This is a genomic window from Levilactobacillus sp. (assembly GCF_022646225.1).
Lineage (GTDB): Bacteria > Bacillota > Bacilli > Lactobacillales > Lactobacillaceae > Levilactobacillus > Levilactobacillus suantsaiihabitans.
On record NZ_JALCJA010000003.1, the window covers coordinates 346848 to 362597 of the forward strand.

Annotated in this window: 16 protein-coding genes, 1 tRNA gene and 1 riboswitch; of the genes, 5 read left to right on the forward strand and 12 right to left on the reverse strand. The window is 52.9% G+C overall.

Translation table 11 applies throughout. The annotated features are described in order from the left end of the window. Nucleotides 1-179: 179 nt before the first annotated feature. Complete coding sequence (locus LKH74_RS06415) at nucleotides 180-1922, forward strand: aryl-sulfate sulfotransferase (RefSeq protein ID WP_287788728.1); 1743 nt, start codon at nucleotides 180-182, stop codon at nucleotides 1920-1922. Between the two features lie 67 nt (nucleotides 1923-1989). Here LKH74_RS06415 and LKH74_RS06420 read toward each other — a convergent pair whose 3' ends face one another. The 4 genes from LKH74_RS06420 to LKH74_RS06435 form a co-directional block, all read right to left on the reverse strand. After that, nucleotides 1990-2115 (reverse strand): hypothetical protein, encoded by a 126-nt coding sequence (locus LKH74_RS06420; RefSeq protein WP_287788729.1) that lies wholly within the window; start codon nucleotides 2113-2115, stop codon nucleotides 1990-1992. 236 nt (nucleotides 2116-2351) lie between these two features. Then, the gene (locus LKH74_RS06425) at nucleotides 2352-3032 is read right to left on the reverse strand and encodes a YoaK family protein (RefSeq protein ID WP_287788730.1); all 681 of its coding nucleotides are present in this window, start codon (nucleotides 3030-3032) and stop codon (nucleotides 2352-2354) included. 127 nt (nucleotides 3033-3159) lie between these two features. Continuing rightward, the gene (gene rihA / locus LKH74_RS06430) at nucleotides 3160-4095 is read right to left on the reverse strand and encodes a pyrimidine-specific ribonucleoside hydrolase RihA (protein WP_287788731.1); all 936 of its coding nucleotides are present in this window, start codon (nucleotides 4093-4095) and stop codon (nucleotides 3160-3162) included. A gap of 116 nt (nucleotides 4096-4211) precedes the next feature. Further along, a tRNA-Gln gene (locus LKH74_RS06435) sits at nucleotides 4212-4283 on the reverse strand. Between the two features lie 197 nt (nucleotides 4284-4480). Here LKH74_RS06435 and LKH74_RS06440 point away from each other — a divergent pair. Further along, entirely contained in the window at nucleotides 4481-5467 is a 987-nt protein-coding gene (locus LKH74_RS06440; protein WP_225428721.1) for a LacI family DNA-binding transcriptional regulator, read from the forward strand. Here the strand turns inward: LKH74_RS06440 and LKH74_RS06445 are convergent. The 6 genes from LKH74_RS06445 to LKH74_RS06470 all read right to left on the reverse strand — a co-directional run bounded on the left by LKH74_RS06445 (nucleotide 5459) and on the right by LKH74_RS06470 (nucleotide 11186). Continuing rightward, the gene (locus LKH74_RS06445; protein WP_287788735.1) at nucleotides 5459-6091 is read right to left on the reverse strand and encodes a pentapeptide repeat-containing protein; all 633 of its coding nucleotides are present in this window, start codon (nucleotides 6089-6091) and stop codon (nucleotides 5459-5461) included. The two genes, LKH74_RS06440 and LKH74_RS06445, sit on opposite strands and share 9 nt — an antisense overlap. Nucleotides 6092-6768: 677 nt before the next feature. After that, nucleotides 6769-7161 carry a VOC family protein gene (locus LKH74_RS06450; RefSeq protein WP_125577281.1) on the reverse strand — a complete coding sequence of 131 codons (393 nt, stop codon included), beginning with the start codon at nucleotides 7159-7161 and terminating at the stop codon, nucleotides 6769-6771. Between the two features lie 13 nt (nucleotides 7162-7174). Continuing rightward, nucleotides 7175-7882, reverse strand: coding sequence for a fructose permease (locus tag LKH74_RS06455; RefSeq protein WP_287788844.1), 708 nt, complete (start codon nucleotides 7880-7882; stop codon nucleotides 7175-7177). Between the two features lie 90 nt (nucleotides 7883-7972). Then, nucleotides 7973-8974: a zinc-dependent alcohol dehydrogenase family protein gene (locus LKH74_RS06460; RefSeq protein ID WP_125577277.1), complete on the reverse strand. Its 1002-nt coding sequence runs from the start codon at nucleotides 8972-8974 to the stop codon at nucleotides 7973-7975. Nucleotides 8975-8994: 20 nt separating this feature from the next. Beyond that, a complete protein-coding gene (gene scrK / locus LKH74_RS06465) occupies nucleotides 8995-9870 on the reverse strand; it encodes a fructokinase ScrK (protein WP_287788737.1) in 876 nt (291 codons plus the stop codon). 428 nt (nucleotides 9871-10298) lie between these two features. Then, nucleotides 10299-11186 (reverse strand): LysR family transcriptional regulator, encoded by an 888-nt coding sequence (locus tag LKH74_RS06470; RefSeq protein ID WP_287788738.1) that lies wholly within the window; start codon nucleotides 11184-11186, stop codon nucleotides 10299-10301. Nucleotides 11187-11321: 135 nt separating this feature from the next. On the opposite strand from LKH74_RS06470, the gene LKH74_RS06475 reads away from it, so the two are divergent. After that, entirely contained in the window at nucleotides 11322-12959 is a 1638-nt protein-coding gene (locus LKH74_RS06475; protein ID WP_287788739.1) for a malolactic enzyme, read from the forward strand. A 214-nt stretch (nucleotides 12960-13173) separates the two neighbouring features. Here LKH74_RS06475 and LKH74_RS06480 read toward each other — a convergent pair whose 3' ends face one another. After that, on the reverse strand, nucleotides 13174-14283 hold the full coding sequence (locus LKH74_RS06480; protein ID WP_287788740.1) for a glycerol dehydrogenase: 1110 nt from the start codon (nucleotides 14281-14283) through the stop codon (nucleotides 13174-13176). Nucleotides 14284-14464: 181 nt separating this feature from the next. Further along, nucleotides 14465-14558, forward strand: a riboswitch (guanidine-I (ykkC/yxkD leader). Nucleotides 14559-14614: 56 nt separating this feature from the next. Here LKH74_RS06480 and LKH74_RS06485 point away from each other — a divergent pair. Both LKH74_RS06485 and LKH74_RS06490 read left to right on the forward strand, forming a co-directional pair. Then, nucleotides 14615-14938: a DMT family transporter gene (locus tag LKH74_RS06485; RefSeq protein WP_287788742.1), complete on the forward strand. Its 324-nt coding sequence runs from the start codon at nucleotides 14615-14617 to the stop codon at nucleotides 14936-14938. Between the two features lie 2 nt (nucleotides 14939-14940). Further along, nucleotides 14941-15255 (forward strand): DMT family transporter, encoded by a 315-nt coding sequence (locus LKH74_RS06490; RefSeq protein WP_135368712.1) that lies wholly within the window; start codon nucleotides 14941-14943, stop codon nucleotides 15253-15255. Here LKH74_RS06490 and LKH74_RS06495 read toward each other — a convergent pair. After that, nucleotides 15244-15738, reverse strand: coding sequence for a GNAT family N-acetyltransferase (locus LKH74_RS06495; protein ID WP_287788743.1), 495 nt, complete (start codon nucleotides 15736-15738; stop codon nucleotides 15244-15246). The genes LKH74_RS06490 and LKH74_RS06495 overlap by 12 nt on opposite strands. Nucleotides 15739-15750 lie beyond the last annotated feature (12 nt).

Consider the following 15750-nt stretch of genomic DNA (forward strand, 5'->3'; position numbering starts at 1 on the left):
CTTGATAATCCACTAGTTATAGTAGAATTCATAAAGTTCACAACTTGTTCACAAAAAAGTCAGTTTTTATTAACAAAGCTCCTTCGGCAAAAGTGTTATATTGTTAAGTGTTACATAGCAGTTGGGGGAGCTTGGTCTTAGTGACCACTCCCCCTTTTTTTCGACAATTTTTAAAGGAGATGGCTCATTTGCAATTCAAACACCCCCGGATGGTAACGCTTGCTATTGCCTCCCTGGCAGTTCTGACAGTCGGTTTGGCCGGTTGTTCTAGTTCCAAGAGCTCGTCAAGCTCATCGGCGGCGAGTTACAAGATCAAGACGAACAAGTCCGTGTTGACGGATGCTCAAATCAAGAAGAATTTGGACACCAAGATCATCACGACGCGCCAAGACAGTCAGAAGAGTTTGACCGCAACCTATAAAGCAGCAGCACAAAACAGTAAATACACGTTGGACAACCCCTACGTCAAGGTCAACCCGTACAAGACGTCCCCGCTGTCCGCGTTAGTCACGTTCAAGACCAGTGACGCTGAAAAAGTTAGCTACACGGTCGTTGGCAAGTCGGATAAGACGTCCATCACCAACACCGTCAAGGGTGGCTACACCACAACGCACCAAGTTCCCGTTGTGGGGCTGTACGCCGACACCAACAACACGGTGAAGATCACCGCTACCAACAAGGATGGCAAGACGACCACCAAGACGCTGAAGATGCAGACCGGTAAATTACCGACTTACGTTGCCAACGCCACGATCACGACCAAAAACGTCGACAAGTCCAAGATGGAGATCGGCAAAAACAAGCTGACCATCATGAACCGGACGACCAAACAACCCTTCGCCATTGACGCGGACGGCGCCGTGCGGTGGTACAGCACCAACTACTCCCAACACACGATTGAACAGTGGTCGGGTGGCCGCATCATGATGCTGTCGAAAAAGGACGTCAACTCCGACGTTTATAACGATTTAATTGAAACCGACTACTTGGGTCGGGTCTACAAGGAATACAGTTTCGCGGCCAACACCAGTAGTTCCGATGCAGCCAGCATCAGTAAGGCCGCTGCCAAGGCCAACAGCGAAACCACGGTCATTCACCATGACTTGGTCGAACTGCCGAACCACAACTTCCTGGCCACCGTTTCCGACGGGTCCAAGTACAAGGAAGACACCATGGTCGAGGTTTCCCACAAGACTGGTAAGATCGTGAAGGTCATCGACATGAAGAAATTGCTACCGAAGTCCATGTGGACCAAGTACGCTAAGGGTGCCGATGGCAAGATCGACTGGCTCCACCAAAATGCCGTGGACTACGACAAGAATGACAAGTCCATCGTCATTTCCAGCCGGAACCAAGACATGATCATGAAGCTGGATTACAAGACCGACCACATCAAGTGGATCTACTCCGGTAAGAAGGCTTCTACTTGGCCTAAGGCTTACCGCCCTTACTTGTTGAAGCCGGCCAAGGGCACCGTCGTCACCGGTGGTCAACACGGGATCTACCTGCTGAACAACGGCGGCAAGAACTCCGCCAACAGCGAAGACTTCCTGTTGTACGACAACAACATTGCCGTCACCAACGGGAACAAGAAGACGTCCGGGAAGTACTCCCAAGCCGTGCAATACCACGTCAACGCCAAGGACATGACCATTAAGACGACCTGGTCTTACGGAAAGTCCCTGGGTAAGGACAACTTCACCTACGTCATCGGTTACGCCGAACGGCAAGCCAATGGCAACACGCTGATCGACTTCGGTTACAAGCACAATGGTGCGCAAAGTAACGTCATCGAAGTCACCAAGTCAGGCAAGCAAGTCTTCAACGCCACTATGAAGAGTGCCGCGGACAAGGCCTACGCCTACCGGGCTTACCGGGTACCGTTCTACAGTGCCGATTACCAATTCGACGCCACAAAATAGACTTTTGTTCCACGTGAAACACCCCTGAGAACTTTTCTCAGGGGTGTTTTTTGGGTTGGATTGCGATTTACTGAAGGTTGAGCCTAAAATTGGTGAAACCAGGCGCCTGCGTCAGGTCCGCATGCTCATCGAACAACGCGTTGGCGATTTCCAAGATGGTTGCTCTAGCCGAATCGACCTTTCTAAAGGTCACTTCTTTGCCATCCGGAGAAATGCTCTTTTCAAAAACCGTTTCATCATCTGCGCCTATGTCACAATCACTTTTCGAGAGCCGAAAAGCAGATGAATCGCCGCTTTTAACTAACTTTACTGGTTTCAGATTATGACCTGCCCTTCGTTCGTGGGTCCATTATATCGCCTCGAATACCCAAAAACTATTGATAATTCTGCCAATATCGTCAGCCGTCAGGCCCAAATTTACCCACCGTCTCAGTGTTTCCACCGCCGCCGATGGTTCTGCTGGTAAAGCCAAGCAATCAAGGCGACCACCAGCAAGATGGGCACTAAGATGGCGTAGCCGGCCAACAGGTGGCTGAAGGCCGCAACCAAAACGGCGCCGGCGATGAAGCTGCCCAGCACGGCGAAGGTGTCTCGGGCCCTGCCACGAGCTTCTCGGTCATGATAACGCAGGCCGTCGACCAGTGATTCCGTGGCCGTGCGCAGGTTGCCAGTCATCATCAGCGGTGTGAACGGCGCCCCCTTGATGCGGCGAAATTCCTGCAACTCCACGGCCGCCGCCAGAGACAGCAATGCGGTGGCTGCCCAGTCGGGAATCACGTTGGTCGTGATTAAGGTAACGATTAAAATAGCAAACTCAAACCACAACGCCACGCTCTGTGGGCTCACCTGGCGTTGGGCTAACCAGTGCTGCAACAACCGCGCCACCGCCGTGCCCAAGGCAAAGGCCAGTAGCGCCGTCAAATACCGCCCCATTTGGGCCAATTGTAAGTGGCCGAAGTTAATCCCCAGTAAAATGAGATTCCCCGTTTGCAAGCCCGCAAAGACGGCGCCGTGTTCCAAATAGGAATAGGCATCGAGCGCCCCGGCAATCATGGTCAAACCACTGCCGAAGATCAACTCCTCGTGGGCAGGAAAAGCTTTCTGTCTCACAATATTCACCTCTACACAAAAATTTCGTTCTTCCAGTATACGGGAAATTGTTTAAGTTTTTCCAAGGACGACCAAAAGGCCCACCAGCAACGGCGGTCCGTCACTGATGGGTCAAGGGTTTACGTGGCTAGTTAAATGTTTCTAAAGACGTGGTAATCAGCCGAATGAAGGCGTCTCGGTCGAGGTCCAAGAGCACGTCGGTATTCTTGGGCTTGCCGGTCAGTTCGTAATAATCACAAACGGTTTCGCCTCGTACCAGTTCACCCTGCGTTTCGACGTCCACGTTCATCAATTCGCTGTGGAACATCTCTGGATGCAACAACCAGGCAATCGTGCACGGATCGTGTAGTGGCGCGCCTTTGAAGCCCCATTTAGGATTTTCATGGTACAGCTCAAAGAAGTTCAGCAGGCCGAAAAAGGCGTGGGCCACGGGATTGTCGATTTGGCCGATAGCGTCGATCTCTGGCTTTAAGATCTGCGCCTTGTGAGTGACGTTCAAGGGCGCCATCGTCAACGGAATGCCAGCGTTGAGCACGATCTTGGCGGCTTCCGGGTCGACGTAGATGTTGAACTCAACGGAAGGTGTCCAGTTGCCCAGCCCCATGGCGCCGCCCATGAAGACGACACGGGCGATTTTGGCTTTTAACTCGGGATAAACGCGCAAGAACAGGGCCAGGTTGGTCATCGGTCCGGTCACCACCAGCGTCACCGGTTCAGCGCTGTGTCGCAAGGTTTGGGCCATCAATTCGATGGCGGTCAAGTCTTGGACCGAAAAATCCGGGTCAGGCAACTCGGCACCGTCCAATCCACTCTTACCGTGAACGTTGCCGGCCGTTTCTAACGGCTTTAACAGCGGTGTGCGGTTGCCGCCAGCCACCGGGATCTCTTGGTGGTGCATCAGCGTCAAGAGCCGCATAGCGTTGTTTAACGTCTTCTCCGGCGTCTGGTTTCCGGCCGACGTGGTCACGGCCAACAGGTCGATTTCTGGGTTGGCCAGTGCCAGCATCATGGCTAAGGCGTCGTCGTGGCCGGGGTCGCAGTCTAGAATAATCTTCGTTGTCATTATCGTTGTCTCCTCTTCAGGTCATTAGGTCCATTCTAAACGAAAATGGCAGCGCTTTCTACCGGACACAAAAAAATTCTCGCCACCATGACGAGAATTCACGTTCAGCTATTCGATTGGGCTAGCTGGGTTCGAACCAGCGCATCACGGGATCAAAACCCGTTGCCTTACCACTTGGCTATAGCCCAAGAATTGTAGTCATCACTGACCCAACAGAAATAAATTTTATCATTAAGTAGGGGGATAACGCAAGTCTTTTTTGAAATTTTTTGCCAAGAGATTTAGTTGCACCGGTCAAATCAAACCGTTACCATGAATTGTGTAAGCAAAAAGTTGCCGATAACCATGATTATTAATATTAATAAACAATTATTAATTATATGAGGTGAAGACATTGACCGGAAAAGTTACGATTAAAGATGTTGCCAAAGCAGCGGGAGTTTCAGAAGCGACCGTTTCACGGGCGTTAAGCCACAGCCCGCGGGTCAAACGTGACACGAGTCAAAAGATTCAAAATATTGCCAGCAATCTGGGCTACCACCCCAACGACCTGGCCCGGAGCATTCGCGTCCAGCAAACGCACACCCTGGGGCTAATCATCCCCGACATCCTCAATGCCTTCTTCACCCACCTGAGTCGCGCCATCGAAGACGCGGCGTCGCGAGCGGGCTACGACGTGATCTTGGTCAACACGGATGAGAACCTGGCCAAGGAAGCCAGCGGTCTGAATTTGTTATTAGAAAAACAGGTCGACGGCGTCATCATCACCAGCGCCGGTGGCCCCACCGACTACGCCGCCATCTTAGGGCCGACGCCGGCCGTCTTCGTGGACCGCATGCCGCCGACCCCCAATCACGCGCCTTACGACCGGGTCCTGGTCGACAACGTGCAGGGCACTCGCGCCATCGTCTCTCAACTGATTGCCCAGGGTGCGACCCGCGTCGGCATCATCAACAGCGCAGTGTCCTTTACCGCCAGTGAACGTTTGACTGGCTACCAGGAGGCCCTGACCGCGGCTGGCATCGAACCGGACGAGGCCATCGAAGCCACCGCCCGTACGGACAACAGCAACGTCCAGCAGATGACCCGCCAGCTATTGATCAATCAAAAATGTGACGGCCTGTTCGTTGCCGACAACACCATCATGCAAAGCGTCTTGCGCAAGCTCCCGGACCTCGACGTCCCCCACCTGCAACTCGGCGGCTTTGACGACCAGGACTGGTTCGACTTTCTCCCCCAGCCCATCGTCACCGCCCGTCAGCCGATTGCCGAACTGGGGCAAACGGCCATCGATCGGCTGGTCGCCAAGATTGAAGACCCCGACCTGTTGCCGGAGGAAATTCGCCTGGCCGCGACCACCATTTCACGCTAACGTAATTCCCAGGAACAGCCGGGCCAAATACGCCGCCTGCGTTTCATTGAACCGGCAGTCACGGACCGCCCAGTCGGACACCCGCAGTGTTTCAAAGCGGCAGGTGCTCAGGTCATGGTGTTTCAGTGAGGTGCCCGAAAAATCGGCCTGGTTCAGGTCGCAGTCGGTGAATTGGCACTGTTTCAGCGTACTTTCCCAGCAGTTCAGTTCCGTGAGCTTGCTGTGCTGAAACGCGACCTGGGTCAGCTTGGTTTCATTAAAATTCGTCAATGAGCCGTCACAGTCCACAAACGTGACGGCTTTTAGGGTGCCGTGATCCAGGGTCGTGCCGACCAACTTGCAGTTTTCAAACCGGACGCGAAACAGGCTAATACCCGTGAAATCACAGTTGACCAGCGTGCAGTTGCGAAACAGCGTATCGGTCACCTCGAAACGATTGAAGGTGTCGCCCATGAACACCATCCCCGATAACGTCGACTGGTCGATCAGCGGGTGTTCCAACTGCTGTTCCGTGATGGTTTCTTGTTTCATAGCCACCTGGGCCAACAGGTGGTCTTCGGCTTGGGTGATGCTCGTGAAGGACTGGGGAATCAGGGCTTCGGTGGGAATTTGGGGTGCTTGCATGGTGTTTCAGCTCCTTTTAGGGGTAGTATATCGCAATACCAGGCGACTGAATAGCATGATAATCACGCCATCGTCAACCTTTTTAGCACAAGATTATCCGCTCAATCAACCAATTCCAAGTGATTCCATCTCTGCTTGTCATCCCCCAATTCATCCCGTACACTAAAACTTATCAGGAAAATTCTCGAAAAAAAAACGAACCACCCTGGCTGGGGTAGCTCGTTTTTGCTTTACTCGCCAATCCGGCCACGCGAAGGTAGTGGCGGTACTTTTCACAAGATTGATGAGGTGCTTGGAAAAGGATTGGTGAGGTTGTTGCTGTTGATTGTGGATGGGCGACTTTTTGCATGGACAAGAAAGACTTGCTCAGGCAAAGGCAGCTCTCGCCCCGTCTACCCGGAAACTGGCGGCCTCCGAAACGTGTTCCGCGAGCCAGACTCCTGCGCTTAACCCAGCCAAGAAGATTTCCCAAGCCCAGGGTGGATTCTCCTTGCTGGTAAGGTTCGCTCAGAGCGTTGCGGCCGCTCTCGCCCTGTCTATCCGGAAACTGGCGGCCTCCGAAACGTGTTCCGCAGGGCAGCTGGTTCCGCTTAACACCGCTAAGCAAATAACCCAAACCCAGGGTTATTCACTTAGCGCCGTTAATGCTCGCCAGCTTAGCGCCCTGCTCCACACTCTTATTTTAAAATCTCACAAAACTCAATCGTCTCATGGTTTGGTCCCAAAATGTTAAAGAACCGAATGCCCTTGTCCCAGAATGATGGGATGGATTGGATTTCGTCGTTGACCAGGTCTAAGCCCTGTTCCTTAGCGGCGGCGAAGGCCTTGTCGACGTCCGTGGTGTTGAGTGAGATGTGGTTGATGGCGCCGGCCGTTGGGTTGGTCGGGTCGCCTTCCCAGGTTTCAATCGTCAAATTGCCTAATCGCATGAAGGCACAGCGGTTGTCGCCATTGGGAAATAACCCAGCGCGCTCAAAGCCCAACGATTCGTAAAACGCCATCGTCTTGTCTAAGTCTGCCGTGGGAATTCCCACGTGTTGAATTCCAGTAATAAAGTCTTGAACTGCCATTTTGCATTAGCTCCTATTCAATCTTTTGTCCGACGTCAACGGCCTGGTGCTTCAGCTTCGGGAAGATCACCTTGTCGGCCACCCCAGTAATCCCACCTTGAGCGAGGAAGGCAAAGACCGTCCCCAACCCGAAGTTGGTAAATTGCCGCGTGATGACCAAAGCGATGATTGCCATGATGGTCGGCGGAATGTAAGACGCCCACATGGCTTTGGCCGCTTGCCCCTTAAAGTAGCGGAAACGCAGGATCTGCATCAAGTCATCGGCCGGGTGCAACACCAAGTTGACCCGTTGGTAAATGGAAATGGCGACCGCGATAAACGCGACACCTAAGAAGTTCAGCGCGACGTAGAGGATGACCATCCCCGTACTGCGTGCCTCGGGAAGGCCGGCAAACAACGCCGGGTATTTCCCATCAAAGAAGTCCTCAAACACTTGAATCAACGCAGAGAACGGGACCATGAAGACCATGTTGCCGGCGATTCGTTTCCAATCCCAGTGGTGAATCAAGATGGCATTTAACACCGCCGTCAAGAATCCCATGATCAGAAACGCCCAAAACAGGTTCCAATGAAAGGCCGTTCCCAAGTTGGCTTCGGCTGCGGACCAGTAGGCCGCCCCCAAGAAGGACGGGTGAATCTTAGCGCTCGTGACCAACGTCAACACATTACCGGCCGAGTTGATGACCAGTGACAGTGCGAAGTAGGCAATCGCCTTGGACATGGAAATCGTCCGTTGGTTACTTACCGTAACGTCGGCACCCGTATTCAAATCGCTTGCTGCTTCAACTTTCACAATAATCCCTTACCTTTACTAGTCGCTCACTTTAACGACAGCCTTGCTGACACCAGCAACCTTGCCGTTTAAGACATCCTCAACTTGTTCCAAACTTACTTCGTGGCTGATCAAGGATTCCACATCCAATTGACCGCTGGACAACAGGGCGATCCCGTCTTCGAAGGCGTAGGGGTTGATGAAGGCCCCTTGGATCTTCAATTGCTTTTGGTAAACTTCGTAGGTGTTCATGGAGAAGGTCTGATTTGGCTTCCCGACACCGAACATCAGGACTTGGGCGCCCTTCTTCGTAGCTTCAACGGCTTGTTCTTGCGTTTGTGGCAACCCCACGGCTTCAATCACAACGTCGTAGTCGGCAGGAATGCTGTCACGCGTGGTGTTGTAGGTGTTGGTAACGCCAAATTTTTCCTTGTTGAAGGCTAATTTTTCGTCCACGATACCGGCAAAATCAACTTGGTGCACCCCGTAAGCTTGTAATAATTGCACAAATAATTGCCCCATGAAACCATCGCCGATGACCAATGCCTTTTGGTAAGGCTTAACGCTCAGTAAGCTCATGCCATGAACCGCACAAGAGATAGGTTCAGTCGTGGCAGCGGCCTTTAAGGACACGTTGTCAGGAATTGGGTAAACGACGGATGAAGGTGCCGTGAAGGATTCTTCCAAGCCACCATCGCGGGTCACCCCAACGGCGGACAGGTTGTCACACAGTTCTGGGCGGTCGGTCCGGCAGTATTCGCATTGGCCACAGTAGATGTTGGGGTCAACGGTAACCCGGTCGCCGACTTTCACGTTGGTAACGTCACTACCGATAGCGGCAACGATCCCGGAATTTTCATGGCCCAACACGATTGGTGGCACAGCGTCAGCAGACCCTGGCAAACCGGCGTAAAGGGCCCGGTCAGTCCCACAGATGCCAGCGTAAGCGGTGTTGACCAATACTTCGTTGGCTTTAACCTCTGGCTTGGCGACGTCTTGGATCTCCATCTTTTTGGTTCCCGTTAAAACTAAGGCTTTCATAAGTTAAAATTCTCCCTCTCTTACTTGTTGTACTCGTTAAGTGCTAAGGCAAAGTCCCCTAGCGTGGCTGAACCATTGTCTTTGACGGCCGGCATCACGATGTAATCCGTGAGCTTGCCGACGTTGACATAATCATTCAATAACTCAGCAAATTCGTGCCGCACCTTTTTCAAGAAGGTCTCGCTGACGACACCGCCACCAAAGACGATCTTATCGGGCCGCATCATCAACGTGACTTGCAGAGCTGCTTGTGCAACGTAGTAAGCCATGATGTCCCAAACGTGGTCGGTCAACGGCACGTCCTTACCGGGTTTCCCCAGCCGCGCGTCGAACGTGGGTCCGCTGACCAGACCTTCCAAGCAATCCCCGTGAAATGGGCAAATGCCGGCGAAATTCAAATCGTCGGGGTGGCGCTTCAAGCGCACGTGCCCCATTTCAGGATGCCCCAAGCTGCCGACGAAATGCCCGTTAATGACGGCACCGGCCCCCACGCCGGTCCCAATCGTGAAGTAAACTAACGAGTCGATATTTTCATTGAACAGCGTGGACATCACGTACTCGCCATAAGCGGAGCCGTTCACGTCGGACGTCCAGTACATCGGCACGTCTAGTTCCTGCTTCAGTCGGCCCACGAAATTCGTGTTGGCCCAGCCGGGCTTCGGCGTGTTGGTAATGTACCCGTACTTCGGCGAGTTGTGCCGCAGTTCGATGGGCCCAAAGGATGAAATGGCAATCGCCTTTAGTTCCGGGAACTGCTTAAAGTACGCGATGGTCTTGCTTAAGGTTTCTTCCGGGGTCGTGGTCGGAATCCGCACCTTGTCCTTGGTCTGATAATCTTCGTTACCGATTGCACAAACAAACTTGGTTCCCCCAGCTTCAATACTTCCGAGTTGCATAGTTGCTACCTCCATATTTACGCCGGGGGCCGTGACCCGCGGCACCTTTTATCTAAGTTATGATGACTGATACAGTCATTTTTAAATCGTTTTCAGTATAGCAACCTCCCAGCGAAATTTTAAGGCGTTTTTCCGCATCGAATTTTCAGAAAAGACGCCAAAATCGCATGATTATCGAAATACAAACGATTGTATTTATCGTGAAATTAGTCACTTATTCGACAAAAAAGGGCGTTTTGTTCAGTTTCTGGTAACGCTTTCATTATCTTTCAGCCCTGAAAAGCGCCCCGCCAATTGCGACGGGACGCCTCTGGATGATGCTATTTTTTCGGTTGGTGGTGCTGCTGAATGCACTACCGCAACGTGTGCCACTGGCCCGACTTGGGCACGCCGCCTCACTAACCCAGCGCCCCAAGACCGGGGGCCGGTCACGACCTGGTCAACGTCGCCCGCAAGACGGTCAGCACCTGTTGCTGGGCCGGGGTCAAGACGTGTGACGACCGGTAAACGATACTCGACAGAAACGCGGGTTGCTCGTCATCCAGCAATTCTAGCCGCGCCACATCGGGACGGTGCTGGTCAACGATGCCCGTTAGGAAAGTGACCCCCACATTTTCCGCGACTAGATTCATAATCGCATGGGTATCCGTCGCCCGGAAAACAACGTCTGGTCGGAAATGGTTCCGCCGCGTTAACAGATTAAATGCCGTGTTATGCACAAAACTATGATTAAAGAGAACAAACTTTTCTTGCTTCAATTCACTAAAGTAAATCCGTTTGCGCTTGGCTAACGGGTGCGCCGCCGACACAAAGATGTTGAACGGTTGGCGATCAAATTCTTCGGCAATCAACGACTTATAGGCAAGCGGTGCCGTCGACCCTAATAAGGCCAGGTCCGCCTGCCCATCACGCAGGGCATTCCGGAGCCAGACCGACCCGCCCGTCAAGGTTCGGATATCTGCCAGCATCCCCCGTTTCTGCAGGGACGCCGCCACCTGGGGAAAGTAGTAATTTTCGATGATCGGTGGGAGCCCCAAAACCGTCTGATCCTGCGTTAAGTGCGTGATTTCCTGGTGGGCCAAGGTCAACTCCTGGAGCACTGATTCCGCGTGAACGGCCAGCTGCCGGCCACTTGCCGTCACCACCAATTCATGATGAACCCGGTCCCGCAAGACGAGTTTCGCCTGAAATTCGGCCTCTAATCGCTGAATCGCCATGGTGATCGTCGGCTGGGTGACCCCAAATTCGTTAGCCACCTGCGAAAAGTTTTTTAATTTAATTAGGCGATCGAAATAGGCCAAGTCTTTTGTGTTCATTTTAACGCCCCTTTATCACACTGATTGTAGCCCCATTATAAATTATTTTTATAGTCACTGCCACATTTGACTATACCCGCCTCCCGCCGCTATGCTGTTTCTATAGAGTTAATCAAATAACTGGAGGCATCATTTATGAAAAACGCAGATGCAATTTTAAATAACCCCTTTCTAAACAAGGGCACAGCCTTTACGCAAGCCGAACGCCACGCTCTCGGCCTGGTCGGCACACTACCTGCCCACGTCCAAACGCTGGCTGAACAGGTCACGCAGGCTTACGCGCAGTTCCAAAGCAAGTCCAGTCACTTGGAAAAGCGCCTCTACCTGATGACCCTGTTCAATGAAAACCGGACCCTCTTCTTCCGCTTGATGGCTGACCACGTCGTTGAATTCATGCCCATCGTGTATGATCCCACGGTGGCAGATTCTATTGAAGCATACAGTCACCTCTTCACGGATCCTCAAAACGCCGCGTTCCTTTCCGTTGACCACCCCGAAGATTTCGAAGCTTCCCTGAAAAACGCTGCTGGCGGCCGTGATATCCGCTTGGTCGTCGTCACTGACGCTGAAGGCATCTTAGGGATGGGCGACTGGGGCGTTAACGGCGTCGACATCGCCGTGGGTAAGCTGATGGTCTACACGGCCGCAGCCGGCATCGATCCCGCGCAAGTCCTCCCCGTCAGCATTGATGCCGGAACGAACAACCAAAAGCTACGCGACGATCCGCTCTATTTAGGAAACCATCACCAACGGTTGACTGGCGACCCATACCTGGACATCATCGACCAATTTGTGACGGCCGAACGGAAGCTCTTCCCTGAATCCTTACTCCACTGGGAGGACTTTGGCCGGGCTAACGCGCAGGTTATTCTTGACAAGTACCAGGACCAATTTGCCACCTTCAACGATGATATTCAGGGAACTGGGATGGTCGTGTTGGCCGGAATCTTAGGCGCCTTGAACATCTCTAAGGAAGATATCAAGGACCAAAAATTTGTCACGTTCGGTGCCGGAACTGCCGGCATGGGCATTGCCAACCAGATTCTCGATGAATTACAACGCGCCGGCCTATCTGAAGCAGAAGCTCGCAAGCATTTCTACGCGGTCGACAAGCAAGGGCTGTTATTTACGGATACGCCGGACTTGACCGCCGCACAGCAGCCCTTTACGCGCGAGCGCTCCGAATTCACTAACGCTGACGACTTAACGACTTTGGCCGCCGTGGTCAAGACGGTTCACCCGACGGTCTTGATTGGGACTTCCACCCAGCCCGGAACCTTTACGGAAGACATCGTCAAGGACATGGCCGCCCACACGCCACGGCCAATCATTTTCCCCCTGTCTAACCCGACCAAATTGGCCGAAGCAACCGCTGCCGACCTCATCAAATGGACGGACGGCAAGGCCCTCATCGCAACGGGGATTCCCGCTGACGACGTCGATTACCAGGGCACGACCTACCACATTGGCCAAGGCAACAACGCCTTAATGTACCCCGGCTTGGGCTTCGGCCTAATTGCCGCAACGGCGAAGGTCTTAAACGGCGAAACGTTATCTGCCGCTTGCCACGCCCTTGGCGGTATCGTTGACACGACCCAGCCCGGTGCGGCGGTCTTACCACCTGTTTCTCAATTGACGGAATTCTCACAAAAATTGGCTGAAATCGTGGCCCAAAGTGTCCTGGACCAACAGTTGAACAAAGAACCCATCGCAAACGCCAAGCAAGCCGTTGCGGCCATAAAATGGGTGCCGGAATACCGGACGATCGACTAATCTGCTCGCTGCCGATTGAAACGGGAGCCTGTGACCGCGCTTGGCAATGGTTAACCCAACCACTAAAAAAAGACTTTTTCAGAACGACTAAAATTCTGAAAAAGTCTTTTTTGATGATGCCAGCTATTTGTTTCACGTGAAACAACATTGGGCAGTCAAACCACTCTTGAACGCGCCGACCACCTCACCGAATTTTCAAACGGGTTCAACCTGGCTATTTCTGCATTCTTGCCTGATAAGCCCGACTGTACGCATCGACCCCACGCATGGCTTGGGCCACGTCGTCTGGAGTGACTTCGAATGGCATCCGGTCCATGGTATCTGCGGGTGCCGTGGCTTGTTCGCCGACCTTTAAGAGTTCTGCATCCGTAACGTCTGGAATCTTCAGGTCTGCTAAGGTCGTTGGTAATCCTAATGACAGGTCAAAAGCCAGGTAGCGGTCGAATTCTTCTTCAGTCCGACCTTCCAAGAAGAGTTGGGTCAACGTGCCGTAAGCCACCTTTTCCCCGTGGGTCAGTTCGTGGATTGGGCCGTCTAACGCGGTCAACCCATCATGAATGGCGTGGGCCGCGGACAAGCCGCCACTTTCAAAGCCGACCCCACTCATCAAGGTGTTGGCTTCAACGATCTTGTTCAAGGCATCGGTCACGGCGTGTTGCTTGACGGAAGCCAGGGCCAACCGACCGTACTTGAACAGCGTATCTTCACATTTTTGGGCAATCGCGTTACCAACCAAGGTCTGCTTGGCCCCCAACATGTTGTCGCTGTTCCCCTTGGCAACGGCTTGGGCTTCAACGTTCGTCGCTAAGGCGTCCGCAATTCCGGAAGCCAATAAGCGCGCTGGGGCCCCAGCAACCAAGCGAGTATCGATCAGGACCAGGTCAGGGTTCTTGTCATAGAACCGGTAAGCCTTGAACGATCCGTCTTCGTGATAAATAACAGACAACCGCGAGCAAGGCGCATCGGTCGAAGCCAGTGATGGCAAGATGGCCACTGGCACCTTCAAGTTGTCGGCGATGGCCTTGGCGGAATCCAAGGTCTTCCCGCCGCCTAACCCGATCACAACGTCGGGGCCAAAGTCGCTACCGATGCCCGTGATCCGGTCGATCTCTTCCGGTGAGGCCTCTCCGCGAAAGATGACCTTGTGGACATCAAATTTGTTTTCGGTTAAGTAGTCTTTAAATTGGTCACCGACAATTTTGTAAACGGCAGTATCCGCCATTAAAATGGGTTTGCGGCCTAATTTTTCTAAGTATTGAACACTATCAAACAAAACACCTTTACCTTGAACATATGAAGCGGGACTCCCAAACATCTGTGTCATTAAAAATCGCTCCTAACTGTTTTTGTGATAGTTGTGATTGGTTGAATACTGGTTTGTGTGTGATGTTATTCACAACACCTTCTATTATAAAGATGAAACCGGTTAACATCAAACATTTTCCAACACCCCTTGCCCCAATTTTCCGGATGTGCTAAACTAGCGCTACCGTATCAAACTGAATACTTTTGTTCTCTAGGGTTCCGCCAATTGGGTCTGGTCCGAGAGAGAACCTGTGGCTTAAGCCGCAGACACGGAAGGGAAAAAGCCTGGGAGATTTTGTCAATGACTGACAAAATTTCTCGGGCTTTTTCTGTATAAGGAGGATCTTTTTATGTGGCAACATTGGGTGACCGTCGTTCTCGGCGCGGTCTTTGAAGTCAGCTGGGTCGTGGGGTTTAAACACGCCACGACACCATGGGAATGGTTAATCACTGGCATCGCTGTTTATTTAAGTTTTTATTTTCTGATTCGGGCCAGCCGGCACATCCCCGCCGGTACGGCCTACGCTGTCTTCGTTGGGTTGGGAACCTTGGGCACCACCAGCGTGGGGATGCTGGCCTTTGGTGAACCCGTCAGCCTGGCTAAGCTTGCCTTGATTGGGCTCTTACTCATCGGCATCGGTGGGCTACAATTTACCACGAAAGGAGGCCACTAATCATGGCTTGGCTATTCCTAATTTTTGCCGGGCTGAGCGAAATGCTCGGCGTGACCTTCATGAACTGGGCCCTGCATGCGAAGAAGTTGTGGCTGTGGCTCGCGATGATTGTCGCCTTTACCCTCAGCTTTGGCGGTCTGGAACTGGCGCTTAAGACGCTGCCCATGGGGACCGCCTATGCCGTCTGGACTGGGATTGGGGCCGCCGGTGGCGTGATCACCGGGATGTTATTTTTCCACGAGTCCAAGGACTGGCGCAAGCTGGTGTGGGTCACCGTCATTTTAGGGGCGACGATTGGCCTCAAGCTAATCGGTTAATGGTAAGACCAGGTTGTACCAGGTCTCGCCCGCATGCGTCGACGCCGAGACACCCTCGTTAACGTAGCCATTGCGCTCGTAAAACGGGACCAGGCGCTGCAGGCAGGTCAGGGTCACGGCTTGGCGGTGTTGGTGGCGCGCAACTTGTGCTAACGCCGTGAGCAATTGGCTCCCCAATCCCGATTGACGGTAGTCCGGACTAACTGCCAAGCTCAGCACCGTCTGGTAGGAATCCGTGGCATTGTTGGGCGTTGATTTCTCGAATAGGGCGTCGGTCAAATAGCGCTGGTCAAAAGCGGGACCGACGATGTATCCCCGCACCATATCGCCTTCCTTGGCGACCAAAAAGGTATCCGCAATCAGCCGAATCCGTTCGGCCATGCTGGCTTCACTAGCCGCTTCGGCGGGCGTGAAGCCAGCTTTTTCGATGGTCATGATTTGGGCTAGGTCTTGCGGTTGCGCGGAATTAATGGTGATGGTCATGGGTAGTTCCTC

Excerpts from the sequence above, each read along its gene's own strand:
- LKH74_RS06460 (WP_125577277.1), bottom strand. The coding sequence starts at position 8,974 with ATGAAAGCCTTAGTTTTAACGGGAACCAAAAAGATGGAGATCCAAGAC.
- LKH74_RS06490 (WP_135368712.1), top strand. The coding sequence starts at position 14,941 with ATGGCTTGGCTATTCCTAATTTTTGCCGGGCTGAGCGAAATGCTCGGC.
- scrK (WP_287788737.1), bottom strand. The coding sequence starts at position 9,870 with ATGCAACTCGGAAGTATTGAAGCTGGGGGAACCAAGTTTGTTTGTGCA.
- LKH74_RS06455 (WP_287788844.1), bottom strand. The coding sequence starts at position 7,882 with ATGTCCAAGGCGATTGCCTACTTCGCACTGTCACTGGTCATCAACTCG.
- LKH74_RS06480 (WP_287788740.1), bottom strand. The coding sequence starts at position 14,283 with ATGACACAGATGTTTGGGAGTCCCGCTTCATATGTTCAAGGTAAAGGT.
- LKH74_RS06485 (WP_287788742.1), top strand. The coding sequence starts at position 14,615 with ATGTGGCAACATTGGGTGACCGTCGTTCTCGGCGCGGTCTTTGAAGTC.
- LKH74_RS06415 (WP_287788728.1), top strand. The coding sequence starts at position 180 with ATGGCTCATTTGCAATTCAAACACCCCCGGATGGTAACGCTTGCTATT.
- LKH74_RS06470 (WP_287788738.1), bottom strand. The coding sequence starts at position 11,186 with ATGAACACAAAAGACTTGGCCTATTTCGATCGCCTAATTAAATTAAAA.
- rihA (WP_287788731.1), bottom strand. The coding sequence starts at position 4,095 with ATGACAACGAAGATTATTCTAGACTGCGACCCCGGCCACGACGACGCC.
- LKH74_RS06475 (WP_287788739.1), top strand. The coding sequence starts at position 11,322 with ATGAAAAACGCAGATGCAATTTTAAATAACCCCTTTCTAAACAAGGGC.
- LKH74_RS06445 (WP_287788735.1), bottom strand. The coding sequence starts at position 6,091 with ATGCAAGCACCCCAAATTCCCACCGAAGCCCTGATTCCCCAGTCCTTC.
- LKH74_RS06495 (WP_287788743.1), bottom strand. The coding sequence starts at position 15,738 with ATGACCATCACCATTAATTCCGCGCAACCGCAAGACCTAGCCCAAATC.
- LKH74_RS06450 (WP_125577281.1), bottom strand. The coding sequence starts at position 7,161 with ATGGCAGTTCAAGACTTTATTACTGGAATTCAACACGTGGGAATTCCC.